Genomic DNA, 24,221 nt, shown 5'->3' on the forward strand with positions numbered 1-24,221 from the left:
AATGGTACCTACAATGGTAACCAATTGCCAACAAGCGACTACTGGTTTGTAGTAGAGTATAATGAACCTAATACAGGTGACCGTAAAGAATTTAAAGCCCATTTTACCCTGAAAAGATAAATCGATATGAATCTAAAAAAGTTTTGTTTAATAACAATTTTAATTCTGTTCAGTCAAGTCGGAACTGCACAAGAAGGATTACCCATTTATTCTGATTATTTAACTGATAATTACTACCTAATCCATCCTTCTATGGCTGGTGTAGGGAATTCTGCTAAAGTAAGATTAACCGCTCGTGCACAATGGTTTGGGCAAGATGAAGCGCCTAATCTTCAAACTTTAAGTATTAATGGTAGAATAGGAGATTCTCAATCTGCAATTGGAGGTATAGTTTATAATGATAAGAATGGATATCATTCTCAAACAGGTGCGTATTTTACGTATGCACATCATTTAATGTTTTCTCGTAATGAGATTGATTTAAATATGTTATCCTTTGGATTAAGTGCTGGGTTTATTCAGTATAAATTAGATGAAACAGAATTTTTAGCAGATGGTTTTGATCCAATTATTGCTGGTGTTGAGCAAAGTGCAACTAACTTTAATGTTGACGTAGGATTCTCATATCATTTAATTGATTTTTATGCACATGCAACGGTTAAAAACGTATTGAATAACGATGGTATCAATTTTAACGAACAAGGTTTAAGCTATAATAATTTAAGAACCTATGTATTCTCTGCAGGAAATACATTTAGTAAATACAATAGCGATTGGAGTTTTGAACCATCTATGATGTTTTTATATAAAGATGCAACTGAAGAAGCTTCTATAGATATCAATGCAAAAGCTTACAAAAAAATGGATTTTGGTAAAGTTTGGGGAGGATTATCTTACAGAAGAAGTTTAGATGGTGCTGAGTTTTTAGATGGGTCTGGTGTAAGTAGCCAAAAATTACAATATTTCACACCTTTTGTTGGTGTAGACTATAATAATTTTGTTTTTGCTTATACATATTCTTACCAAGCAAATTCGGTTGTGTTTAATAATGGAGGTTTTCATCAAATAACATTGGGTTATAACTTTAATGTTAGAAGAGAGAAATACGAATGTAATTGTCCTGCAATTAATTAAAACAATTGCTTTTCTATAAATAAGAAAAAGTCTCGATTATTAATCGAGACTTTTTTGTTGAATATATTTATTGTGTTTTATTCTTAATTACCAAGTATATTTTTTTTCTTTTGCTTGTGTTTTAATCGCTTTTATCATAGCATTTTCCAAATCATTAGAGCCTTCTTTTTGTTGCGTCTTTATAAACAGTCTACGCTTCTCATTTAAGTTTTGAATTTCTGTTTGAATAACCTCACGCTCTTTGCGTTTTGTTGCGATATAAGCTTTTATTTCTTTTGCGTTTTTATCTTTTAGTTCTGCAGGTAATTCTTCTTTTTTTAAAGAATCATATTTAAAATCTTTCTCTTTTTCGGCATCCACCAAATCCCAAGACGAGTTTTTATATAAGTGTGAACTTTTACTTACGGTTCTACTTACTGCATTTTCATCACTATAACCTTGAGCATTATCATCTTGTTCTGCTTGGAGTGCCATTTTTTTGCGTCCATTGTTGCCATAAGCAACATAAGTGCTATTAAGTTTTTGATTTAATTTTAAAATTTTGTCATCATAAGGTGTAGCAACATAAGTTGTTGTATGATTATGATTTATCGCCATATAATCACCATGAGCGAGATCTGCACCATCTTTCCAATAGGAAGAAATACCTTGATTATAATCACCACAAAAAATAGTATTTATACTAACTCCATTTTTATGAGCTTGCTTCGCTGCATCTTGATAGCTTATTTTACCTTGTGAGAAAGGCTCGTTGCCTGCAATGAATATAAGTTTCAAATCATCTTGGTTATCTCCCCATTTTAATTGATTTAAAGAGGTCTGAATCGCCTGGCCACAATATTCGTTTCCGCCATTTGTGGTGAGAGAAAATAGTTGCTTTGAGATTTCATCTAAATCATCACTAAAAGCAATGACTTGTCTTATAAAACCTTCTTCGCCATTGAGATTGTCATTGCCATATTCATAAAGTGCAATGTTAAGGTTTGGTTGCTCATCACCACATTTTGCATAAGACAATTCATTGACGATATCCCAGAGTTGTGCTTTCGCTTGATCAATTAATCCATCCATACTATTGCTTGTGTCTAATAATAATGCAACTTTAATAGATTGTTTATTTGGGTGATGTGTTTCAGTTTCTAAAAGTGCTATTTGCTTTGTTTCTTTCTTCTCATTTGCATTACAAGACATAAATCCAATCATGCAGAATAAGATTGCGAGTGTTTTAAATTTTGTTTTCATCTGTTTGTTATTTATTATTTAGTATTGTGTATTCTTGATTAATTGAAGTGCCTTCATACACGATTCTATGATCAAAAAAGGAAATTAATTCATCTAACTCATAGACGTTTTTATAGCCATAACCATATAAATTGATATAAGTTGGAATATTGAGAGCCAATGATAAAGTCTTCTTTTTTTCTTCTTCGGAAGGTGGAATTAACAAAGTTTTGCTCATAAAATGTACCTCGTCGCCATCAAAATTATTATTACAATAAATTAAGATGGTTGTGTTTGTATCTGGAATGATCTTAGCTAGATTGCTTACAGAGAAATCTGAAAAGTTTAAATGCAAAGCACCTTTTACATGCTTTTTATCATACATATCTTTAGAACGTGTATCTAAAATAATGACATTTGGTTTTTTGCTTTTTTCTGAAAATTCATTAAAGCTTATCAGTCTATGCTCTCTGTGTTCTTTTACCACTTTTACTAAACCTTCAAAGTCGCTATAACTTACTTTAGCTTTAGGGAAGTCTAGTTTTTGAGTTTCCGAAGTGGAACACATTAATAACGAAACGGATAATAATATTAATACTGTTTTCATGGTTATCATTTTAATCGGTTTGTAATGCTTTGATGTCTATAGTTCCGTTTGGAGACACAACATAATATTTGTGCTTGATTTCTGTTTTTACCACTGGCTCTACTTTAGTTTCCTTAGGTTTTGGTGAGTATTGCAATCTTATGTTCATGCCTATTTGTACAACAGGTTCTAAAATTGACGGATTCACAACCACATCATAGTTTTCATAAGACAAGGGTTGATAGTAATATGAGGTTTGTTTTTTTACAGTAGTAACACCTTTTTTCTTTTTAATAGCTTCAAAAGAAACACTGTTAAAAGCTTGGTAGCTTTGGTAAAAATCTTTTGGGAAATAACAATATTGGTCATCTGCAATTGCCACATTATAATCTGTTAAATCAAAACCTAAAACTTTGTAATAGGCTTTTTTCTCCTCTATGAGTTTAAGAAGTTTTGTTTGTAGGTTTTTATAGACCTCTGCAATGTTCTCAATGTAATAATCAACTTTTACTAGATTGTATATTTCACTTTTGGCACAAGCAGTTAAAATGGTTTCAAATTGATTGGTTTTTGTAAATTGTATGTGTAAATTTTGCTGTAATTCAAACCCATTAGGAACTTCGGTATAAGTTTTACTAAACAATTTTTTCTGTACTTCAATTTCATAGTTTGGAACAAATGAAATGACATCTACAGCAAAATCATCATCTGTGATTCCTATTGATTTTAACTGACTTTTGATTTTATCAATTCTTTGATTGATTAAAAGGTTTGTACTATCTGCAGTTGGTCCAATTTGAGAGATATTAAAAATGGCAGTATAGGTTGTGGCTTCAACATTTTGTAATGCTTTGACATCAATAAGCACATGTGTACTTGGACTGAGTGTTTTAGAAATTTGTTGTTGAACTGTTGGATTATAAATCGTTGCATTACCAGAGTGTAAAACATTTTGGCGAGAAATTTGATCGTAATTTCCTTTGTGTTGTGCTGTTACATTTCCGAAGAAAATTAAAATTAGTAACAGGCTTAAAATGTTGTTTTTCATTTTTTGATGTGTTTTTTGATTTGAACCGTAAATTTAGAAGCATCTTAATTTGAAAAAAAACGAGAATGAGTAAAATGGTCATTTGGTTTAGGCAATGAGATTTATAAATGAGTGACCTTGCACATTTTGCTACGTAAATGTGATTTATCGTCTCAACGCAATTTTATTTAATCAATTAAAGTATGTAAGTTTATTCCGTTCAATAATAATAGACCCAATTAATGGGCATGAAATGAAGCAAATACTTACATATATTTTTTTAATGTTACTGTTATTTTCCTTCGGAAATCTAACAGCTCAACAAGATGATAAAGCTTACGATAAAAAAGAAGCTACATTATTTACAATTAGAGGTTCGGTTAGAGAAAGTGATACTTACAAGCCAATTTCAAAAGTAAATATTGAAATTAATGGAGGCGCTTATACAATGACGAGTATTGATGGTGCTTTTATTATTAGAGCCAAAAAAGGAGACGAATTAGTCATTAGGCACAAAGATTTTGAGACTGTTTATTATACCATTAAAGATGATGAACGTATTACAGTAGAAGTAGAGCCAGCGACTAAAAGCAAACAATCTCGATCAAAGTTTAAAACAGATGTAAAAACTTTTAATGCATTAGTAGATTCTATAAGCAAATACAAAAAGGTAGATATTGGAAAAAGTATAAATTTTGCTGGTGAAGCTTTATCTCAAAGTGGATCTCAGCAACAAAATGCAGAAGCTTATTTGGTTTTAGCAGAAGTTTACATGTATTGGAAACAATACGATTTGGCACTAACAAATTATAGAGTAAGTCTACAAAATCAAGAGTCTAATGAAGCAAAGTTAGGCTTAGCAAAGGCTTATGAACGTAATAAAAACTATCAAGAGAGTATTGACACTTATAAAGCTATTGATAAAAAGGAATTGAGTAATTATCAGTTGGTATCTCTATATGAAGGTTTGGGAGATACTTATTTTAGTATCAAGGATTACGATGCTTCAATTACAGCTTATAAAAAAGGACTGGAAATTTCTAATACACATTTAATAAAACCAAAGGTTGTAGATCTAAATTCAAAAATTGCACAATCCTATAATAGTAATGGTAGCGTTGTTGAAGCAGGATACTTTTTTGATAATTCTCTAAATCTTGCTGAAGAAGGAAGTAAAAAACGTGCCTTAGAAGAGAAAGAAACTGTAGCAGAATTCAATAATATTAATCGCAATTATTCCGAAGAAATTCAACTTAGAAAAGAAATTGTAAAGGATGTTGAAGATGTAGAACGTGATTCTATAGTAGAAAACGAAAGTGCACTCACATTACAAAAACAAAACTATAAAATTGGTAATGCCTACTTCTTGCAAAAAGATTATGCAAATGCTATCCCTTATTTAGAAAAAAGTAGAGAAGAAGCAGATGCTAAGGGTGATTTGGTCGTAAAAAAAGATGCAATACGAAAAATCTCAGATGTTTATGTAGATGCAGGTGATTTTGAAAATGCAAAATTGGCTTTTGAAGCTTATAAATTGGTTGTTGATGAATTATATATAAAACGAGAGCAAGAGCTCTCACAATCTGATCGTTTTAGACGTAATATTATTGAACAACAAAATAGAATTACTAGTCTAGAAAGTGATCGACAGCTTAATTCTAGTTTGGCTAATGAGCGTAGTAAAAACCAAGAATTGATTATCTATTCGTTAATTGCAGGTTTGGTTTTATTGACCGTTACCGCCTTTTTTATGTACAAATACATTAAGCAGCAACGTTTAGCAAATAACTTACTGGCTTTAAAATCTTTGCGTAGTCAAATGAATCCACATTTTATTTTTAACGCTTTAAACTCGGTTAATAGCTTTATTGCGAGTAATGATGAACGCACAGCGAATAAATATTTATCAGATTTTTCACATCTAATGCGAGCAGTTTTAGAGAATAGTGAAGAAGATTTTATTCCGTTGCAAAAAGAAATTGAGCTTTTAGAATTATATACCAAGTTAGAACATTTCAGATTTCAAGATAAGTTTGATTATGATATTACGGTTAATGAGGATGTGGTTGTTGGTGAGTATCAAATTCCGCCCATGTTATTACAGCCTTACATAGAAAATGCGGTATGGCATGGATTACGTTATAAGACCGAAAAAGGCCATCTACAAATTACCGTCGCCAAAAAGAGTGATAACGAAATAACAATCACAGTAGCAGATGATGGAATTGGACGAACGCGATCCAAAGATTTAAAAACCGAAAACCAACAGAAACAAAAGTCAAAAGGAATGGGTAACATAAAAAAACGTGTGGCTATTCTTAACGATATGTATAAAGATAAGGTTGATGTGTTTATTGACGATAATTCTGCGGAAGAAGATGCAGGAACTAAAGTGGTAGTGACATTAAAAAAAGATTAAATGAATTTTCATTAAACTAACTAATTATATGAGTTTTAAGATTTTATTGTTTTTGGTGCTCTCATCAAGTAGTTTATTTAGTCAAACAGATAAAAAACTAATAACCTCGCATACTGAGAAAAGAGTAGTGTATTCTGATAGTTCTAAAATAAAAGTGTATCACAATACGGGTAAAAGCACACTTGAAGATACTAAAGTAGCATTTTATATAAATGGAGATTTTATAAGTAATGCTTCAATATTAAAAACTATTAATCCAAAAAAGATTAAATCTTTATCGGTAGAAAAAGATTCAATAACAATTAATGATGATTTATATATTGGAAAAATATTTATCAATTTAGTTGATGGTTATCAGCCAAAATTAATTTCCTTGAAGGATTTTATTGGAACTCATTTAGAATTGAATGATCTACCACAAATTTTTCAATTAGATGAAACTATACTTAATGTTAAAAGTGATGACTTTTTGATTGATGAACATTTTATAATGGTGGTTTCTGTAGAAGAAATTAAAACTTCCGAAGAAAATGTTAGTGTAAACCTCATTAGACTTATTACCAAAACGGAAGAAAATATTAAAAGAGGTAATACTATTATCTTAAAGTAAGGATTTAAACTATGAAACTAAAATCAATAATCGTAGAAGACGAAGAAACAAGCAGAAAAATCCTCAGGAATTATCTCAACAAGTATTGCCCAAATGTTGAAGTGCTTGGAGAGGCAGCAAATGTAGAAGAGGCTTTGGTTTTAATTCGTAATACAGAATTAGATTTAGTGTTTCTAGACGTAGAAATGCCTTATGGTAATGCGTTTGACTTATTAGATAAAGTTGGTGATGTAAATTTTGAAACGGTTTTTGTAACCGCTTATAATCATTATGCAATAGATGCTTTAAATGCACATGCTTCGTATTATTTGATGAAGCCTATTTCTATAGATGAACTCATTAAAGCGGTAGATTATGTGACCGAAATCAGAACAAAAGAAGACGCACTACAAGATCAAGTTCTAGTTCCAAAAATGAATACTGTCAATGGTAAAATTACCATTCCACAACAAGATGGGTTTGAAGTTCTACAAACAGCAGACATTATGTATTGTAAAGCAGATGATAATTACACAGAAATCTATCTCAATAATAATAAAAAGAAACTCGTTAGTAAAACCTTAAAGTATTTTGAAGATGCATTGACTGAAAGTGGTTTTGCAAGAGTTCATAAAAGTTATCTGGTCAACGTTAATGAAGTTACCAAATACATCAAAGGAAAAGGAGGAAGCGTTGTTTTAAGCAACGGAAAGGAAATTATGGTATCTGCCTCTAAGAAATCAGATTTGTTGTCTTATTTTAAATAATCAATCCCTTTGAAAAAAGGGATCTCATAATAGAAAAACTAAAACATAGTCTAATCAGAAAGGAATGATCTAAACCAAAAGAGATTCCTTTTTTTAAAGGAATAATATGCCAATTATAAAACCAGTAAAAGGAAAACATCCACAAATTTCAGATGATTGTTACATCGCAGAAAACGCAACCATTGTTGGTGAAGTTTCTATAGGAAAACAATGTAGTATTTGGTTTAATGCTGTTATTCGAGGTGATGTACATTTTATTAAAATAGGAGATAAGGTTAATATTCAAGATGGAGCAGTGATTCATGCGACCTATCAAAAATCCCCTACAACTATTGGTAACAATGTCTCAATTGGTCACAACGCGATAGTTCACGGTTGCACCATTCAAGATAATGTGCTTATTGGTATGGGAAGCATTGTTATGGACGATTGCATCATAGAAAGCAATAGTATTATTGCTGCAGGAGCAGTAGTGACTAAAAATACAATTGTAGAGTCTGGCAGTATTTACGCAGGCGTTCCAGCAAAAAAGGTAAAGGATATTAGTCAAGAATTAATTTCTGGTGAGATTAATCGTATTGCAGATAATTATTTGGAGTATTCTAGTTGGTTTAAAGAATAGTTGAAATTTCATTCAGAAGGAAGAATGACTGAAGAATCTAATATTTATCAATAGATTCTTCGCTTACGCTCTGAATGATAATTATTCTTTTAAAAATAACTTCGGTCCCGATAATTATCGGGATGATTACTAAAAATCCAAGCTCTTCACAATAAACTTATCATCTAAAATAGTTTTCAGGACAGTTACATTTCCGTTGGAATAAAAAATATTCTCAGTGTTTTGAGTCGTCATATTTAGAAGCTCATGTTGCCTTAAAACAGCCTGGGTCTGCTTTGCAACTGCCAAACCAGAATCGATAATTTTGACATGCTTAGGAAGGATTTCCAATAATAATGGAATAAGGTATGGATAATGTGTGCAACCTAAAACGAGATAGTCAATATCTGCTCTAAGCATTGGTTTTAAATATACGTGTAAAAGTGATTTCATCTCATCACTATTCGTTTCTCCCGCTTCAATTAATTCTACAATACCTTTGCCAACTTGCTCGATAATTTTGATGCCATTACTATATAAATCTGTAGTTTTATGAAATAGCGCACTGCTTAACGTTCCTTTTGTAGCAAGAATCCCTATGGCTTTAGATTGTGTGTTTAAAGCAGCAGGTTTAATTGCAGGCTCTATACCAATAAATGGAATATTATAGGTTTCGCGTAAATGAGAAATAGCATTTGTTGTAGCTGTATTACAAGCCACAACAATAATTTTACAATTCTTCTCTAGGAGTAACTCTGTATTTTTAATACTCAAAGCAATAATCTCATCCTTTGATTTATTACCATAAGGCGCATTTTTGCTATCTGCTAAGTAGATGGTGTTTTCATGAGGCAATAGCGCATTGATTTCCTTGAATATGGATGTGCCTCCAATTCCAGAATCAAAAACACCTATGGCTTGTTTACTCATATAACAAAAATAAAAAAGCCACTTATTAAAAGTGGCTTCCTTGTGATTTATTTTAGAATTCTCTTAGAATCCTAATTCTTTCTTTACATCTGCTAAAAGGTCTTTACCATCTGCAACTAGTACACCACCACCTTGAGTAGAGTCTAATACATATTGGAAACCTTGAGCTTTAGATACTTTAGTAATTGCAGCCTTAGCTTTTTCAAAGATAGGCTTTAATAAAGCTGCTTCTTTTTTACCAAGATCTTCTTGAGCTCCTGCTTGGTACTCACGAATGCTTTGTTCCATTTGTTGAACTTCTTGAGCACGTTTTGTGTTTTCTTCTTCAGTTTTAGTATCAACTTCTGCTCTGTACTGTGTTACTTTGTTTTGAAGCTCAGTAACCATCGTTTTGTAATCTGCATCGTAAGTCTTAGATAATTTTTCAATTTCAGCTTGAGCAGCTTTCATATCTGGCATAGATTGTACTAACTCAGTAGTGTTGATATGTGCAATTTTACTTTGTGCTGTTGCAAGAGTTGTTGTTCCAACAAATAGTATAGCTGCTAATACAAGGGTTTTTAAATGTTTCATTTTTAAATTTGTTACGTGTTATAATTATTATTTTTAGTTATCGTCAGGAACAGAGTCAGTTTCTTTTTGTTTTGCCTCTCGTTCATCTTTTGCTTTTTTTCTCTCTTCTAATATTTTCTTTTTTCGCTCTTCGAGTGCTTTTTTACGCTCTTCACGATCTTTTATTTTTTTTTGTTTCTTCTCTTCGGCTACTTGAGCTGGAGTTTTAGTTCCAGTATTTACTTTAGCTTTACTAGAATCTTGTTTTTTAGTGTTTTCACCTTTTTCTGAGGTTTGAACTTTTTCACCATTTGTACTATCTCTTTCTGCTTTAGCCTCTGCTCTCTCGTCTAATATTTTTTGACGTCTTTCTGCAGCAGCAGCTTTTAAAGAATCTCTTCTTTTTAATTGTGCTTCTTGACGTTTAGCTATTTCAGATTCACGTGCAGATTTTTTATCTTCAATGGCTTGTTGACGTTCATCTAATTCTTTATTCACAATAGGTACAACATCTTCTTTTTCTGCTTCTTTACGCTCAGATCTAGATTTTGCTTGTGTTCGTTTAAAAGATCTTGTAATACTTCTTATAACAAGCTCGCTAAGGTCAAATCGCTCTGCTGAGTACAACATCACAACATCTGCAGATTTATCAAAGATGAAATCATATTTTTTACCACCTGCAATTTCTTGAACTGCAGCAAAAATTTGATCTTGGATAGGTTGAATCAACTGTTTCTTTTGAATCATCAAATCTCCATTTGGTCCAAATCGTTTTTGTTGATAGTCTAAAACCTCTGCTTCTTCAAATGAAATGTCTTCCAAACGTTCTTCATATAACTCTTTGGTTAATAAAACACTTTCACTATTTAATTGTTTCTTTTTAGAATCAATCGCAGTAAGTCGTTGCTCAATCTCTGTTTTCCATTGTTGAACTTTACTCTCTAGTTGAGAATTAGCTTGTTGATATTCTGGAATATTTTCTAAAATATATTCAGTATCTATATAACCTATTCTAACACCACGTTGTGCATTGGAAACAAAGCTCATTAGACTTATTATGGCCACTAAAAAAAGAACTTTACTTTTCATCTGTATAATTTTATTAGTTATGTATTTACTATAAACTTTTAAAAAGACAGATTAAATTACGATTCTGTCATTGTGTTTAGTTTTTCAAATTAACGAAATATATTTAGAAAAATTTTAACACACACATTAAATCGTCAAATTGTTAATAGAAAATATCGTGCCAAGATTAAAATTGCTGTCCAATAATGAAGTGAATTTCTTGACCATTCTTTTGAGTTTCTCCAGGTAAAGCATCAAATCCATAACCAAAATCAATACCTAATAATCCAAATGCTGGCATGAAGATTCTAAGTCCGACACCTGCAGATCTTTGAAGGTCGAATGGATTATAATCTCTAAAGTTATCAAATGAAGCACCTGCTTCTATGAAGGTTAAACCATAAATTTTTGCTTGAGCACCTAATGTAATTGGATAACGTAGCTCCATCGAGAATTTGTTGTAAATCGTACCACCATCTGTTGAAGATAACGATTGGTTTGGATATCCACGAAGTTGAACAACTTCTCTTCCATCTAGTGCATAATTAGCTAAGCCATCACCACCAAGGAAGAAACGCTCAAATGGTACAACACCTCTGTCTTGGTTATAAGCACCAAGGAAACCAAATTCCATTCCAGATTTGATAACCAATTTATCCCAAATTCTAGTGTACCAATCTCCTTTGAGTTTTACTTTATAAAATTCTAACCAATTAAAACGTTCTTGATCTATTTCTCCAATTCTAACCAAATCATCTGCATCTGTAGCGTCAAGTTCATCACGTTCATTAATTAGCGCTTCATAATCAACATTATTAAATAATGAGTATGGTAATGATAATTTTCCTGTAATAGAAAAACTAGAACCTCCTGTTGGATAAACAGGATCGACAGATAAATTGTTTCTAGATAAACCAATAGTATAAGATAGGTTGTTAGAATATCCATTTCCAAATGTAAATAGACCAGTATTATAATTTTTTAAGTTATAATGTTGAAATGCTACTGCTTGAGATAGTGTAAAGTAATCATCTGGTACTTTTAAACGTTTTGCAATCCCTACAGAAATCCCTGTAATATTAAATCGTTTATCCTTATCTGCGTCTTGAGTTACTGCATTATATAAAAATTGTTTGGTATGCGATATAGATGTTGATAATTGAACAGGACGTTTTCCTCCTAACCAAGGTTCAGAAAATGAGAAACTATAGGTTTGGTAAAAACGAGAAGCTTGTAAGCGTAAAGCTAAACTTTGACCATCACCAGATGGTATTGGTTTGTAAGCCTCTTTATTAAAAATATCTTTTATTGCAAAGTTGTTAAATGATAATCCTAAAGTTCCAATAAAACCTCCACCACCATAGCCACCTTGCAGTTCTATCTGGCTAGATCCACGCTCAACAACTTCATAGTCAATATCAACAGTACCATCCTGTGTGTTGAAGTTTTTCATATTAGGAGTTAATTGTTGTGCATCAAAGAATCCTAGTTGACCTAGTTCTCTAATAGTTCTAATCACATCACTTTTACGGTATAATGTCCCTGGTTTAGTTCTTAATTCTCTATAAACAACATGATCGTTTGTTTTATCATTACCACTAACACTTACATTATTAAAGTATGCTGGTTTTCCTTCGGAAATTCTAATCTCCATATCAATAACATTTCCTACAGCACTTGTTTCTACTGGATTTATAGTAGAGAATAAATAACCATTATCTTGATATAGGTTTGTTATATCAACTGCATCAGGTTTAGTGTCATCTGCAATACGTTTACGCAATTCTACTCCATTGTAAGTAGAACCTTCCTTAATCCTTAAAATAGAATGAAGTTGCTCGTCAGTAAATACAGCGTTACCTACAAACTTAATTTTACCAAATTTGTATTGTTCACCTTCTTCTACATTTATAAACAGACTAACAGTCTTGTCATTTCGATAAACAATAGAGTCTCCAATAACTCTCGCATCACGATAACCATTTTCTTTATAAGTATCAATCACGCTTACTAAATCTTCTTTGTAATCTTCTTTAATATATTTAGAACGTTTTAAAATACGAATTGGATTTTTTTGCTTGGTATTCTTCATGGATTTCCTGAGTTTTTTATCAGAAATCTTATCATTACCATTAAAGTTAATATGGTCAATTTTTACTTTTTGACCTTTATCAATAAAAACAAGCATATTTACTCTTGCTTTCTCAATAGAATCACCAGTAATTTCTTTAGTAGTTACTGTAGTTTTAGCATTTAAAAAACCTTGCTTTTTATATTTATTGGAAATATAATTACGTGTAGTTGTTACTAAGTTTTCGGTTACTTTAGCTCCTTTAGTAAGGCTGTTTTCAGTTATTAGACCTTCAATTTTACCTTTTTTGACACCTTGTATTGTCACCTCATTTAATTCTGGTAAGTCAACAAGATTAATTTCTAAGTAAGCTTTGTTGCCTTCTGTTTTGGCTAGATATACATCTATACTACTAAAGAGGTTAGAATCCCAAAGCTTTTTAATTGCATTACTAATTTCTTCTCCAGGAATGACAATTTCTTCGCCTACTTTTAATCTCGAAAAAGAAATAACTGTAGATGGATTAAAATTTGTATTGCCAGTAACCTGAATATCTTCTAAGATGTATTTCTTACCTTGATTAAAATCAGATTGTTGTGCAGTTACTACAAAAGATGTAATAAAAATAAATGCTGTAAGCAGTGGCTTAATATATGTTTTCAAAAGTAAGTTGTTAGCTAAGTTGTTCACTTGTTTTTCCAAATCGTCGTTCTCTTTTTTGATAATTAACCAAAGCTTCATATAGGTCCTTCTTCTTAAAATCAGGCCAAAGAATATCTGTAAAATATAATTCTGCATAAGCGATTTGCCATAGCAAAAAATTGCTTATTCTATGTTCACCACTGGTTCGAATTAACAAATCAACATCTGGTAAATTTTGCGTGTAAAGATGCTTATTAATAATTGATTCGTCAATACTTTCAATAGAAATTATATTATTTTTAACTTTATATGTTAATTCTTTGATAACGTTAACAATCTCTTCTCTTGATCCATAACTAAGTGCTAAAGTTAGGGTCATATGAGTATTGTCTTTTGTTTTTTCAATAACCTCTAAAAGTTCTTTATGAGCGTTTTTAGGTAAATCATTTAGATTTCCAATGGCAGATAATTTTATGTTATTATCTTGGAGTGTTTTGATTTCCTTCTTTAATGATTTTACTAAAAGCTTCATAAGGGTTTGAACCTCTAGTTTTGGTCGTTTCCAATTTTCCGTAGAAAAAGCATAAAGCGTTAAGTTTTTAATGCCAATTTCGGCACTAGCTTCAATAACATCTCTTACAGATTTTGTTCCATTTTCATGACCAATGACTCTAAGCAATCCTTGTTTTTTTGCCCAACGACCATTGCCATCCATGATGATAGCAACATGGCGAGGTAATTTATTGAGTTGTATTTGATCTTTCAAATCCATTTAAAAATTGCAATAACATGGTCGTTGACCAAATGTATAAGTTAATGTAAAACCAGTAAATACATACCAGTCATTACTGTTTATGTTTCCAAAGGAAAATCCTTCTAGTTCTGTTGCATCTGGAACACTACCATCTAATTCATCAGTAAACGTATATCGTGCACCAACCTCAAATCCTAAAATTAAATGATTAGTAATGTTAGATTTGATACCTAAAGCCATTGGGATTCCAAAAGCCCAACTATCTGTTCCTTCAGATGTATATTGTCCTACCGAATTAAAATAATAGTTATTATATTTAGCTGTACTTATTCCAGAATATAAATAAGGAACAGCCTTTAATCCACTTTTATGCAAATCAAAATCCCAAAACGTATATTCCATTCCTGCTGAAATTTCTAGTAAATTACTATCAAAAGAATAATTTCTAGCTTTTCGTCTAGGATCATCAGATTTTGAATCTTCACCTACTAAATCTGAATATATTAAAGAGACTCTCCAAGAATGTCTTGGACTTCTATTCCATTTTAAAATAACGCCAAGTGCTGGTGCATTTGGTGCTATGTAAGTTGTAGAACCAATATCACCAATAAAATTACTTCCACCAGCAAACACTCCAACCTCATAAATTTGAGAGTGGCTTGTCTGTGTGAAAAATAGACCCAATAAAAATAAGATTAAATACCTCATAAATTTTTAAAAGTTTGCAAATATAATAATTCTGAATTGCCTTTGGTAATTTGAGGCAAATAGTCTTCCTAAAAACAGAATATATAAGGATTTATTGCGTATTTAACTCTTAATTTCTTTTGTCTTCTCCCCAAAGTAATTTCTGTCTTAAGGTATCAATAAAACTCTCATTAAGCAGTTCTACCATTTTTATCTTAAAACTTGCTTTTTTGATTGTAATGACGGTTGCGTTGGTTAGCGTAATGATTCTAGAATCTAAAGACATTAAGTGTTGATCCTCACGACCATCAACTTGTAATTGTATCGTTGTATCGTCTCGTATAATTAATGGCCTTGCATTTAAATTATGAGGAGCAATAGGTGTTAATACAAAACTGTTTGCATCTGGTGTGATTACTGGACCACCACAACTTAAGGAGTACCCTGTAGACCCTGTTGGTGTAGCTACAATAAGTCCGTCAGCCCAATAAGACGTCAAATACTCATCATTGAGATGTGTTTCTACAGTTATCATAGAGGTTGTGTTTTTTCTACTTACAGCAATCTCATTAAGCGCAAAATTTGTTTCGGTTAAAGCCTCATTTTTAGTATTGGTTTCTACACTTAATAAAGTGCGATCAGATGTTTTGTAGTTACCATTTAGTATATGTTCAATGGCGGTTTCAATTTCATCAGATTGAATAGTGGCTAGAAAACCAAGACGTCCAGTGTTAATTCCCACAATTGGAATAGAAAAATCTCTAACAAAGGTAATGGCTCTTAAAATAGTACCATCACCACCAACACTAACTAAGAGGTCAAAACTTTCGTCTAATTTTGAAAACGTCTGGATCGTATCCGTTTTTTTTTCTTCGGAAACGAGCTGTTCATAAAATTTACTCTCAATATGGATGTCAACGTTATTTTTCCGAAGAACATCAATAAGCTCTTCAAAACATTCTAAAGATTTTTCAGGATAATACAAACTGTAAACCGCTACCTTCATAATTATATGTCTAAGTATTTTTTGAGGTAGTCAGACCGTTCCTTCAAATTTTCTATATATGTATCTTCTTCATGACCAGAAATGATATTGTAACTGTAACGCCTAAAAGTTTGTGCCACATCATTTAGTCCTGTATTGCCAATTTTAAGGGTGATTTGAACCAAATCATTATCCATTTTAGAGATAAAAGCACCTAATAATTTAGCGTCATTGGATTCTACAATTTGACTAATTTCACTAAACGAATAATCTTGTATTCCTTTTTCAACAATTAGTATACCACCAGGTTCTGCAAAAAATGGTGTTTCATTAAACAAACCAATAATATCACCAAGCTCATAATATCCTAGATAGTTATTGTTTTTGTCAAGAACAGGCATAATATTACACGAGTTTTGAGCAAAGGTTTCAAGAACGTCTAACCAATTAGTTTCAGGTCTCACAAAGAAGCCTTCAATAGAATAATTACAATCAGCAATAATTTTTTGTGACTCAAAGCAATGTGCATCATTTTCTGAAATACAGCCTAGGTAAACTCCATCTCTTTCTACTGGGATATGAGAATATGTCAACTCGTTAAACAGGAGTTGAGCATCGCTTACCTTTTCGTTAATGTTAAGCGGTTTTATATCGTTTATGATGTATTCTTGTAATGGCATATTCGTGTTTAATTCTATTGCAAATTAATTAAAAATAACCACAATAAGCATCAACTTGTTTGTATTTTTGTATCTGTAAATTATGAATATATGACTAAGTTAAGTGTAAATATTAATAAGATTGCTACGCTAAGAAATTCTAGAGGTGGTAATACACCAAACGTGGTGCAGTTTGCAAAAGACGTGCAGCGTTTTGGAGCGCAAGGTGTTACGGTTCATCCAAGACCAGATGAAAGACATATTAGGTATCAAGATACTCGAGATTTAAAACCAGAGGTTTATACAGAGTTTAATGTAGAGGGAAACCCGATAAAATCATTCATGGATTTGGTCTTAGAGGTAAAACCAACGCAAGTTACTTTAGTGCCAGATGCTGTTGATGCGTTGACGTCGAATGCTGGTTGGGATACGATTAAGCACAAAGATTTTTTGACAGAAGTGATTCAGGAATTTAATTCCCACGGAATACGTACCTCAATATTTGTAGATCCAGTACTAGAAATGATAGAAGGTGCAAAACTCACAGGAGCAGATAGAATTGAGCTTTATACCGAAAGTTTTGCGCATCAATACAGTCTAGGAAACGAAAAAGCAATTATACCTTTTACTGAAGCTGCAGAGTTATCTAATGAAATAGGTATAGGTATCAATGCAGGACATGATTTGTCATTAGATAACATAAAGTTTTTTAAAGACAATATTCCAGGATTATTAGAAGTGTCTATAGGTCATGCTTTGATTGCTGAAAGTTTATACTTAGGGATTGAAAATGTAGTACAGATGTATTTACAGAGACTTAAATAAAAAATCTTGATTTTTGTCGTTTTGAACATTTCTGAAGTGAAAAGTAATTTTTATTGAAAGTAGCTAAGTACAGCTTATGAGAAATCTCATTATTTAAAAAGAAAAAATGAAACTACACTCCCAAATAATAGGACAAGGTCAACCCTTCGTAATCCTCCACGGATTTTTAGGTATGAGCGACAACTGGAAAACCTTAGGAAATAAATTCAGTGAAGCAGGTTTTGAGGTGCATCTTGTAGATCAAAGAAATCATGGTAGAAGTTTCCACGATGACGATTTTAGTTACGAAGTATTAGCAAAAGATTTAAAAACCTATTGCAATGACCACAACCTTGAAGATATTATTCTATTAGGTCATTCCATGGGTGGAAAAACTGCAATGCTTTTTGCTACAGAATATCCAGAACTAGTTTCTAAATTGTTGGTAGCAGATATCAGTCCGCGTTTTTATCCAGTTCATCATGATGCTATTTTAGAGGGATTGTCTGCTTTAGATTTTTCCGAAGTAAAAAGTAGAGGAGAAGCAGATAAGCAATTATCTAAATATGTACACGAGATTGGTACACGTATGTTTTTACTTAAAAATTTATATTGGATAGAAAAAGGGCAACTTGCGCTACGCATTAATCTTGATGTATTAAAAGATAATGTTGCTGAGGTTGGAGAAGCTCTACCAATCCATTCAAAGTTTGAAAAACCAACTTTATTTTTAAGAGGTGATAAAAGCGAATATGTGATGCCAACAGATGAGAAACTCATAAAACAACATTTTCCATTAGCAGAAATAGAAACCATAAGTAATGCAGGTCACTGGTTGCATGCAGAAAACCCAACAGATTTCTATGACGCTGTGATTAAATTTATTACCTTAAACTCATAATCAATTAAACTTTTTTAAAATGAATTTATTAATCAGACTTATAGTTACAGCAGGAATTGTAATGCTTTTGGCACATTTTCTGCCAGGTGTTGAAGTTACAGGATTTGTTGCAGCTCTTATTGTTGCCATTGTATTGGGACTACTTAACTTTATTGTAAAACCAATTCTTGTTATTTTAACGATTCCAATTACCATTGTGACATTGGGATTATTTTTATTCGTCATTAATGCATGTATCATTTTACTGGCAGATAATTTTATTGATGGATTTGGCGTGAGCGGTTTCTGGATCGCCTTACTGTTTAGTATTTTATTATCCATCTGTCAATCTATTGCCTATTCGCTTTTGAGCGACGATAAAAAATAGTCTGATATACAGAAGTTAAACTATTGTCGAGTTGCAAAAAAATACGTATTTTTGCAGCCCAATTTTGATATGATTTAAAATGAACATCACAAGAGAAAACATCGATGCATTAAATGCAGTTGTAAAAGTAGACATCGCTAAAGAAGATTATAGCGATCAAGTAGAAAAAATATTAGCAGATTACCGTAAATCGGCAAACATACCTGGTTTTAGAAAAGGACATGTGCCAATGACAATGGTAAAGAAGCAATATGGTAAAGCTGTATTGGTAGATGAGGTTAATAAGTTGTTACAAGATGCTTTAGGTAAATATTTAACAGAAGAGAAATTAGATGTTTTAGGTAACCCGTTACCAAAACCTCAAGATGATTTAGATTGGGATAGCGATAATTTTTCTTTTGAATTTGAATTAGGTTTAGCACCAGATTTTGAAGTCAACTTAAAAAGTAAAAAAGCAATCACTCATTACAATATCGTTGCAGATAAAAAAATGATTGATGACCAAATTGTTCATATTAGAAAACAATACGGTAAAATAACACCTCAAACAGAAGTAGCAAAAGACTCTGAGATTACTGGGGTTTTTGAAAACGAAGAAAAAGAAATCAACAACTCTATAATGATTACCTTAGATAAATTTAAAGGTAAATCAACAGAGAAGCAATTTATAGGTGCTAAAGTAGGGGATGTTGTTACTTTAAAAACTAAAGGATTATTTAATGACGATCATGACTTGATGAACTTTTTAAAAGTATCTCATGATGATGCTCATGGTTTAGATATCGAAGTTAATTTCACAATTAATGAAATTAATGAGAGAGAATTAGCAGACTTAGATCAAGAATTGTTTGATAAACTCTTCGGAAAAGGAGCTGTAACATCAGTAACAGAGCTTAAAGACAAAATCAAAGAAGATTCTGAAAAGCAATTTTTACAGCAAGGTGATCAAAAACTATTAAATGACGTAACCGAAAATTTAGTAGAAAACACAAAATTTGACTTACCAGCTTCATTCTTGCAAAAATGGATGCAAACTGCAGGTGAGACTCAAATGGATGCAGATCAAGCTAAAGAAGAATACGAAAAGTCAGAAAAAAGCATGCGTTACCAATTAATTGAAGGTAAATTAATTGAGAAGCATGAACTTCAAGTAAAATTTGAAGATTTACAAGCTCACGCTAGAGAAATGATTAAAGTGCAAATGGCACAATTTGGTCAAATGAATTCTAGTGATGAAGAATTAGACGGGATTGCAGCAAGAATTTTATCTAATAAAGATGAGGTGAAGCGTTTATCTGAACAATTAATGAGCACTAAACTGTTAAATCTTTACAAAGCAGAAGCTAACTTAAAGACAAAAGAAATAACTTACGACGAATTCGTAAAAGAGTTTTATAGCTAAAAAATTATATTTATAATTAGTATATTTGAGCGTAGAACTTTATAAGTTTTACGCTTTTTTGTTTCACAATAAAATTTCAGAAAAAGATATATGGATTACGGAAAAGAATTTGAAAAATTCGCAATAAAAGATCAAGGTATCAGCAGTACATATTACAACAAGATTGTTAGCAGTATGTATCCAACTAGTATGACACCTTATATTATAGAAGAACGTCAGTTAAATATTTCTCAATTAGATGTGTTTTCACGTTTGATGATGGATCGTATTATTTTTATGGGTACTGCAATCAATGATCAAATTGCAAATATTATACAGGCACAATTATTATTTTTAGAAAGTGCAGATGCTACTAAAGATATTCAAATCTACATTAACTCTCCAGGAGGAAGTGTTTATGCAGGTTTAGGTATCTACGATACAATGCAGTTAATTAAGCCAGACGTAGCAACGATTTGTACAGGAATGGCAGCTTCAATGGGAGCAGTGTTGTTATGTGCAGGAGAAAAAGGTAAGCGTAGTGGTTTAACACATTCTCGTGTAATGATTCACCAGCCATTAGGAGGTGCGCAAGGTCAAGCGAGTGATATAGAAATTACAGCTCGTGAGATATTAATCCTTAAAGAGGAATTATATAAAATAATTAGTAAGCATTCTGGTCAGGATTACGACAAAATCTATGAAGACAGTGATCGTGATTACTGGATGAAAGCAGATAAAGCTAAAGAATACGGTATGATAGACGAAGTATTATCAAGAGGATAAACTATCATTTACTTCGGAAATTGGAATTCTCAAACATCTTGTAATAGCATTACGATTTTGAGAGTTTTGATGTTTTCCGAATATATAAAAACAATAAAAAGAAAGTTGTAGTTGAATTCGATTAAGAATTATAAACTATAAATTTTAAATTTAAAGAATGGCAAAGGAAGAATTAGAATGTTCGTTTTGTGGAAGAAAAAAGCCAGAAACCAGTTTATTAATAGCAGGCTTAGATGCACACATTTGTGATCGTTGTATCGAGCAAGCTCATGGTATTGTTATAGAAGAATCTAAACAAGCTGGTAATGAAGAGTTGTCTTCAGATTTAATGCTTAAAAAACCACAACAGATAAAAAACTTTCTTGATGAATATATTATTGGTCAAGAATACACTAAAAAAGTAATGTCTGTTGCAGTTTATAACCACTACAAACGTTTATTACAACCACCAAGTGATGATGATATTGAGATTCAAAAATCAAATATTATCATGGTAGGTGAAACAGGTACAGGTAAAACTCTAATGGCAAAAACTGTCGCTAGAATGTTAAATGTGCCATTAGCAATTGTTGATGCTACTGTATTGACAGAAGCTGGTTATGTTGGAGAAGATGTAGAAAGTATTCTAACACGTTTACTTCAAGCTGCAGATTACAATTTAGAAAAGGCAGAAAAAGGTATCGTTTTTATTGATGAGATTGATAAAATAGCGCGTAAAAGTGATAACCCTTCTATCACTAGAGATGTTTCTGGTGAAGGTGTACAACAAGCGTTATTGAAACTTTTAGAAGGAACAGTTGTTAACGTACCTCCAAAAGGTGGGAGAAAGCATCCAGACCAAAAGTTCATTGAAGTAAATACTGAGCATATCTTGTTTATTGCAGGAGGAGCATTTGATGGTATTGATAAGAAAATTTCAAAACGGTTAAATATGGCAGCTATGGGATATAAAGCTGCTTCCAATGACAGTGAGGTTATAGATAAAACTAATTTATTACAATATATCATACCTAAAGATTTAAAAGATTTTGGTTTAATTCCAGAAATTATTGGTCGTCTTCCTGTTTTGACATACATGGATCCATTAGATGCTAAAACATTGAGAGCAATTTTAACCGAACCTAAAAATGCCATTATCAAGCAGTATAAAAAACTGTTTGAGATGGATGATGTAGAAATGACTATTACAGAAGGTGCTTTAGATTTCATAGTTACAAAAGCTATAGAGTATAAGTTAGGAGCAAGAGGACTACGTTCACTATGCGAAGAAATTTTAACAGATGCGATGTTTGAAATGCCTAGTAATGATGATGAAAAATTGAATGTAACAAGATCTTATGCTGAGGGAAAACTGTCTAAAACAACAATTAAAAAGTTGAAAGCAGTATCGTAGAAAAATATAGCTTTAAATACATATAAAAAAACCACTCTTTTCCCGAGAGTGGTTTTTTATTGGATTTAATAATTAATATTGCTTAACAATATTTTGAATACTTTGTTTCTAATTTAGGTCTTATAACAAGTAATTCTATATACTTGCTTAGATAAGACTTTGTAAATATAACTGCATTAAGTCCATAAAAAAAAGGACTTCCACTCATTTTGGATGAACACTAATATATTCTCGTTGTTTGGGAAAATAAGTTGTTGTTCGTCGAATATTTATTGAAATCCTTTATATTTTTAACGGTAATTAAAGCTGTTTTGTGAATTAAAGTGTTTTCTTAACAGTTAAATTCCTAAAAAATTAAGAAGTTGTATTCAATTGTAAAAGCTCATCAATATATTCTCTGCTATTAGAGAGTCTAGGGATTTTATGTTGTCCGCCAAGTTTATCATGTTGTTTTAACCAATCATAAAATAAACGCTCTCTAGCAATATGAACAGTTGGCATATTCAAGGTCATATTATTAAGACGTTTTGCCTCATAATCTGAATTTAGCGATTTGAGTTTGGTGTCTAGCAATTCATTAAAGGTCTTGAGGTCTTGAGGAGGTGTTTTGAATTCTATTAACCATTCATGTGATCCTTTGTCTCTGCCTTTCATGAAAATTGGAGCAGCAGTATAATCTACAATTTCAGACTGTGTCGTACTGCAAACTTCTCTAAGTGCGTCTTCTGCATTTTCAATGATGAGTTCTTCTCCAAACGCGTTAATATGGTGTTTGGTACGTCCAGAAACTTTAATACGATAAGGGTTAATTGATGTGAATCTTACAGTGTCTCCAATTTTGTAACGCCAAAGTCCTGCGTTAGTTGTTATAATTACTGCGTAGTTTTTATCAATTTCAACGTCACTCAACGGGATAACCTTTTGGTCCAATGTTCCGTAGGAATCCATAGGGATAAACTCATAGAAAATTCCATAGTCTAACATCAGCAATAATTCACTGCTACTATTCTGGTCTTGGATGGCGAAAAATCCTTCCGAAGCATTATAAATTTCATAATACCTAAAATTAGATTTAGGTAAAATAGCTTTGTATTGGTCAACATATGGTACAAAACTCACACCACCATGAAAATAGACTTCTAGATTAGGCCAGATGTCAAATAGGCTATCTTTTCCTGTAGTTTCTAAAACATTGTTAAGTAATACAAGCATCCATGAAGGCACACCAGCTAAACTGGTTACATTCTCATTTCGGGTTTCTTCAACAATGGCTTGCATTTTATGTTCCCAATCATTCATTAAGGACACTTTACTGCTTGGTGTACTACTAAACTCTGCCCAAAATGGCATATTGTCAATTAGTATTGCAGATAAATCTCCAAAGGCTGTCCCGTTTTCTTTATAGAGCTCTTTGCTACCACCTAAACGTAAACTTTTACCTGTGAATAATTGTGAGTCTTCATTATTATTAAGGTACATGCATAGTAAATCTTTACTTGCTGCGTAATGACAATCTTCTAAAGATTCTGTGCTTACTGGTATGAATTTGCTTTTTGCATTTGTTGTTCCGCTAGATTTAGCAAACCATTTTATAGGGTTAGGCCAAAAAATATTATGCTCGCCTTGACGAGAACGTTCAATCACATGTTGGTACTCTTCATAAGTTGAAATAGGAACACGCTCACTAAATGTTTTGTAATTGGAAATGGTGCTAAATTCGTGCTTCCTTCCAATTTCAGTGTCCTTTGCAGTTGCGAGGAGCTGAAAAAGCAATTCGTTTTGGACTTCATTTGGGTATTTTAAAAACAATTCAATTTGATGAAATCGTTTTTTTAAAAACCACGAAGCAATAGAATTTACTAATGGAATCGACATATTTTAATTATCTTTCTGCTTT

24 protein-coding genes are annotated in these 24,221 nt (G+C 31.9%); 12 read left to right on the forward strand and 12 right to left on the reverse strand.

What is annotated here, in order from left to right; all coding sequences use genetic code 11:
* Both IM744_RS17180 and IM744_RS17185 read left to right on the forward strand, forming a co-directional pair.
* Nucleotides 1-120 (forward strand): T9SS type B sorting domain-containing protein (locus IM744_RS17180; protein WP_194509412.1); only part of this gene is annotated, 120 nt, incomplete at its 5' end.
* A gap of 6 nt (nt 121-126) precedes the next feature.
* Nucleotides 127-1,134 (forward strand): PorP/SprF family type IX secretion system membrane protein, encoded by a 1,008-nt coding sequence (locus IM744_RS17185; RefSeq protein WP_194509413.1) that lies wholly within the window; start codon nt 127-129, stop codon nt 1,132-1,134.
* A gap of 87 nt (nt 1,135-1,221) precedes the next feature.
* On the opposite strand, the gene IM744_RS17190 is transcribed toward IM744_RS17185, so the two are convergent.
* The 3 genes from IM744_RS17190 to IM744_RS17200 are packed head-to-tail and all read right to left on the reverse strand — an operon-like array spanning nt 1,222 to nt 3,989.
* Nucleotides 1,222-2,376 carry a vWA domain-containing protein gene (locus tag IM744_RS17190; RefSeq protein ID WP_194509414.1) on the reverse strand — a complete coding sequence of 385 codons (1,155 nt, stop codon included), beginning with the start codon at nt 2,374-2,376 and terminating at the stop codon, nt 1,222-1,224.
* Nucleotides 2,377-2,383: 7 nt separating this feature from the next.
* A complete protein-coding gene (locus IM744_RS17195) occupies nt 2,384-2,962 on the reverse strand; it encodes a rhodanese-like domain-containing protein (RefSeq protein ID WP_194509415.1) in 579 nt (192 codons plus the stop codon).
* Between the two features lie 10 nt (nt 2,963-2,972).
* Nucleotides 2,973-3,989 carry an SIMPL domain-containing protein gene (locus IM744_RS17200; RefSeq protein WP_194509416.1) on the reverse strand — a complete coding sequence of 339 codons (1,017 nt, stop codon included), beginning with the start codon at nt 3,987-3,989 and terminating at the stop codon, nt 2,973-2,975.
* Nucleotides 3,990-4,221: 232 nt separating this feature from the next.
* Here IM744_RS17200 and IM744_RS17205 point away from each other — a divergent pair, with 232 nt between their 5' ends.
* From IM744_RS17205 to IM744_RS17220, 4 genes are all read left to right on the forward strand, one after another.
* Nucleotides 4,222-6,387 carry a tetratricopeptide repeat-containing sensor histidine kinase gene (locus IM744_RS17205; RefSeq protein ID WP_194509417.1) on the forward strand — a complete coding sequence of 722 codons (2,166 nt, stop codon included), beginning with the start codon at nt 4,222-4,224 and terminating at the stop codon, nt 6,385-6,387.
* 28 nt (nt 6,388-6,415) lie between these two features.
* Nucleotides 6,416-6,997, forward strand: coding sequence for a hypothetical protein (locus IM744_RS17210; protein WP_194509418.1), 582 nt, complete (start codon nt 6,416-6,418; stop codon nt 6,995-6,997).
* Nucleotides 6,998-7,008: 11 nt separating this feature from the next.
* Nucleotides 7,009-7,743, forward strand: a complete 735-nt coding sequence (locus IM744_RS17215) for a LytR/AlgR family response regulator transcription factor (protein WP_194509419.1) — start codon at nt 7,009-7,011, stop codon at nt 7,741-7,743.
* A 106-nt stretch (nt 7,744-7,849) separates the two neighbouring features.
* Nucleotides 7,850-8,365 (forward strand): gamma carbonic anhydrase family protein, encoded by a 516-nt coding sequence (locus tag IM744_RS17220; protein WP_194509420.1) that lies wholly within the window; start codon nt 7,850-7,852, stop codon nt 8,363-8,365.
* Nucleotides 8,366-8,494: 129 nt separating this feature from the next.
* On the opposite strand, the gene murI is transcribed toward IM744_RS17220, so the two are convergent.
* The 8 genes from murI to IM744_RS17260 all read right to left on the reverse strand — a co-directional run bounded on the left by murI (nt 8,495) and on the right by IM744_RS17260 (nt 16,713).
* Nucleotides 8,495-9,274: a glutamate racemase gene (gene murI / locus IM744_RS17225; protein ID WP_194509421.1), complete on the reverse strand. Its 780-nt coding sequence runs from the start codon at nt 9,272-9,274 to the stop codon at nt 8,495-8,497.
* A 63-nt stretch (nt 9,275-9,337) separates the two neighbouring features.
* Nucleotides 9,338-9,847, reverse strand: coding sequence for an OmpH family outer membrane protein (locus IM744_RS17230; protein WP_194509422.1), 510 nt, complete (start codon nt 9,845-9,847; stop codon nt 9,338-9,340).
* A 33-nt stretch (nt 9,848-9,880) separates the two neighbouring features.
* Nucleotides 9,881-10,915 (reverse strand): OmpH family outer membrane protein, encoded by a 1,035-nt coding sequence (locus IM744_RS17235; protein WP_194509423.1) that lies wholly within the window; start codon nt 10,913-10,915, stop codon nt 9,881-9,883.
* A gap of 166 nt (nt 10,916-11,081) precedes the next feature.
* Nucleotides 11,082-13,706, reverse strand: coding sequence for a BamA/OMP85 family outer membrane protein (locus IM744_RS17240; protein WP_194509424.1), 2,625 nt, complete (start codon nt 13,704-13,706; stop codon nt 11,082-11,084).
* Entirely contained in the window at nt 13,639-14,379 is a 741-nt protein-coding gene (locus tag IM744_RS17245; protein WP_194509425.1) for an isoprenyl transferase, read from the reverse strand. The genes IM744_RS17240 and IM744_RS17245 overlap by 68 nt, the downstream gene beginning before the upstream one ends.
* Nucleotides 14,380-15,069: a type IX secretion system protein PorG gene (gene porG, locus IM744_RS17250; RefSeq protein WP_194509426.1), complete on the reverse strand. Its 690-nt coding sequence runs from the start codon at nt 15,067-15,069 to the stop codon at nt 14,380-14,382.
* A 109-nt stretch (nt 15,070-15,178) separates the two neighbouring features.
* Complete coding sequence (locus IM744_RS17255) at nt 15,179-16,054, reverse strand: NAD kinase (RefSeq protein WP_194509427.1); 876 nt, start codon at nt 16,052-16,054, stop codon at nt 15,179-15,181.
* 2 nt (nt 16,055-16,056) lie between these two features.
* Entirely contained in the window at nt 16,057-16,713 is a 657-nt protein-coding gene (locus IM744_RS17260) for a CBS domain-containing protein (protein ID WP_194509428.1), read from the reverse strand.
* Nucleotides 16,714-16,803: 90 nt separating this feature from the next.
* Between IM744_RS17260 and IM744_RS17265 the strand changes: the two genes are divergently transcribed.
* The 6 genes from IM744_RS17265 to clpX all read left to right on the forward strand — a co-directional run bounded on the left by IM744_RS17265 (nt 16,804) and on the right by clpX (nt 22,324).
* On the forward strand, nt 16,804-17,517 hold the full coding sequence (locus IM744_RS17265) for a pyridoxine 5'-phosphate synthase (protein WP_194509429.1): 714 nt from the start codon (nt 16,804-16,806) through the stop codon (nt 17,515-17,517).
* Nucleotides 17,518-17,623: 106 nt separating this feature from the next.
* Nucleotides 17,624-18,397, forward strand: a complete 774-nt coding sequence (locus IM744_RS17270; RefSeq protein WP_194509430.1) for an alpha/beta fold hydrolase — start codon at nt 17,624-17,626, stop codon at nt 18,395-18,397.
* A 19-nt stretch (nt 18,398-18,416) separates the two neighbouring features.
* Entirely contained in the window at nt 18,417-18,764 is a 348-nt protein-coding gene (locus IM744_RS17275) for a phage holin family protein (RefSeq protein ID WP_194509431.1), read from the forward strand.
* 79 nt (nt 18,765-18,843) lie between these two features.
* On the forward strand, nt 18,844-20,166 hold the full coding sequence (tig, locus tag IM744_RS17280; protein WP_194509432.1) for a trigger factor: 1,323 nt from the start codon (nt 18,844-18,846) through the stop codon (nt 20,164-20,166).
* A 90-nt stretch (nt 20,167-20,256) separates the two neighbouring features.
* Nucleotides 20,257-20,931 (forward strand): ATP-dependent Clp endopeptidase proteolytic subunit ClpP, encoded by a 675-nt coding sequence (clpP, locus tag IM744_RS17285; RefSeq protein ID WP_194509433.1) that lies wholly within the window; start codon nt 20,257-20,259, stop codon nt 20,929-20,931.
* A 157-nt stretch (nt 20,932-21,088) separates the two neighbouring features.
* Nucleotides 21,089-22,324 carry an ATP-dependent Clp protease ATP-binding subunit ClpX gene (clpX, locus tag IM744_RS17290; RefSeq protein WP_194509434.1) on the forward strand — a complete coding sequence of 412 codons (1,236 nt, stop codon included), beginning with the start codon at nt 21,089-21,091 and terminating at the stop codon, nt 22,322-22,324.
* A gap of 354 nt (nt 22,325-22,678) precedes the next feature.
* Here the strand turns inward: clpX and IM744_RS17295 are convergent, their stop codons facing one another.
* On the reverse strand, nt 22,679-24,199 hold the full coding sequence (locus tag IM744_RS17295; RefSeq protein WP_194509435.1) for a GH3 auxin-responsive promoter family protein: 1,521 nt from the start codon (nt 24,197-24,199) through the stop codon (nt 22,679-22,681).
* Nucleotides 24,200-24,221 lie beyond the last annotated feature (22 nt).

The organism is Psychroserpens luteus (assembly GCF_015319355.1).
Taxonomy (GTDB): Bacteria; Bacteroidota; Bacteroidia; order Flavobacteriales; family Flavobacteriaceae; genus Psychroserpens; species Psychroserpens luteus.

What these genes read in the sequence shown, in the direction of transcription:
- IM744_RS17185 (WP_194509413.1), top strand. Translation starts at nt 127, where the DNA reads ATGAATCTAAAAAAGTTTTGTTTAATAACAATTTTAATTCTGTTCAGT.
- IM744_RS17190 (WP_194509414.1), bottom strand. Translation starts at nt 2,376, where the DNA reads ATGAAAACAAAATTTAAAACACTCGCAATCTTATTCTGCATGATTGGA.
- IM744_RS17195 (WP_194509415.1), bottom strand. Translation starts at nt 2,962, where the DNA reads ATGAAAACAGTATTAATATTATTATCCGTTTCGTTATTAATGTGTTCC.
- IM744_RS17200 (WP_194509416.1), bottom strand. Translation starts at nt 3,989, where the DNA reads ATGAAAAACAACATTTTAAGCCTGTTACTAATTTTAATTTTCTTCGGA.
- IM744_RS17205 (WP_194509417.1), top strand. Translation starts at nt 4,222, where the DNA reads ATGAAGCAAATACTTACATATATTTTTTTAATGTTACTGTTATTTTCC.
- IM744_RS17210 (WP_194509418.1), top strand. Translation starts at nt 6,416, where the DNA reads ATGAGTTTTAAGATTTTATTGTTTTTGGTGCTCTCATCAAGTAGTTTA.
- IM744_RS17215 (WP_194509419.1), top strand. Translation starts at nt 7,009, where the DNA reads ATGAAACTAAAATCAATAATCGTAGAAGACGAAGAAACAAGCAGAAAA.
- IM744_RS17220 (WP_194509420.1), top strand. Translation starts at nt 7,850, where the DNA reads ATGCCAATTATAAAACCAGTAAAAGGAAAACATCCACAAATTTCAGAT.
- murI (WP_194509421.1), bottom strand. Translation starts at nt 9,274, where the DNA reads ATGAGTAAACAAGCCATAGGTGTTTTTGATTCTGGAATTGGAGGCACA.
- IM744_RS17230 (WP_194509422.1), bottom strand. Translation starts at nt 9,847, where the DNA reads ATGAAACATTTAAAAACCCTTGTATTAGCAGCTATACTATTTGTTGGA.
- IM744_RS17235 (WP_194509423.1), bottom strand. Translation starts at nt 10,915, where the DNA reads ATGAAAAGTAAAGTTCTTTTTTTAGTGGCCATAATAAGTCTAATGAGC.
- IM744_RS17240 (WP_194509424.1), bottom strand. Translation starts at nt 13,706, where the DNA reads ATGAAGCTTTGGTTAATTATCAAAAAAGAGAACGACGATTTGGAAAAA.
- IM744_RS17245 (WP_194509425.1), bottom strand. Translation starts at nt 14,379, where the DNA reads ATGGATTTGAAAGATCAAATACAACTCAATAAATTACCTCGCCATGTT.
- porG (WP_194509426.1), bottom strand. Translation starts at nt 15,069, where the DNA reads ATGAGGTATTTAATCTTATTTTTATTGGGTCTATTTTTCACACAGACA.
- IM744_RS17255 (WP_194509427.1), bottom strand. Translation starts at nt 16,054, where the DNA reads ATGAAGGTAGCGGTTTACAGTTTGTATTATCCTGAAAAATCTTTAGAA.
- IM744_RS17260 (WP_194509428.1), bottom strand. Translation starts at nt 16,713, where the DNA reads ATGCCATTACAAGAATACATCATAAACGATATAAAACCGCTTAACATT.
- IM744_RS17265 (WP_194509429.1), top strand. Translation starts at nt 16,804, where the DNA reads ATGACTAAGTTAAGTGTAAATATTAATAAGATTGCTACGCTAAGAAAT.
- IM744_RS17270 (WP_194509430.1), top strand. Translation starts at nt 17,624, where the DNA reads ATGAAACTACACTCCCAAATAATAGGACAAGGTCAACCCTTCGTAATC.
- IM744_RS17275 (WP_194509431.1), top strand. Translation starts at nt 18,417, where the DNA reads ATGAATTTATTAATCAGACTTATAGTTACAGCAGGAATTGTAATGCTT.
- tig (WP_194509432.1), top strand. Translation starts at nt 18,844, where the DNA reads ATGAACATCACAAGAGAAAACATCGATGCATTAAATGCAGTTGTAAAA.
- clpP (WP_194509433.1), top strand. Translation starts at nt 20,257, where the DNA reads ATGGATTACGGAAAAGAATTTGAAAAATTCGCAATAAAAGATCAAGGT.
- clpX (WP_194509434.1), top strand. Translation starts at nt 21,089, where the DNA reads ATGGCAAAGGAAGAATTAGAATGTTCGTTTTGTGGAAGAAAAAAGCCA.
- IM744_RS17295 (WP_194509435.1), bottom strand. Translation starts at nt 24,199, where the DNA reads ATGTCGATTCCATTAGTAAATTCTATTGCTTCGTGGTTTTTAAAAAAA.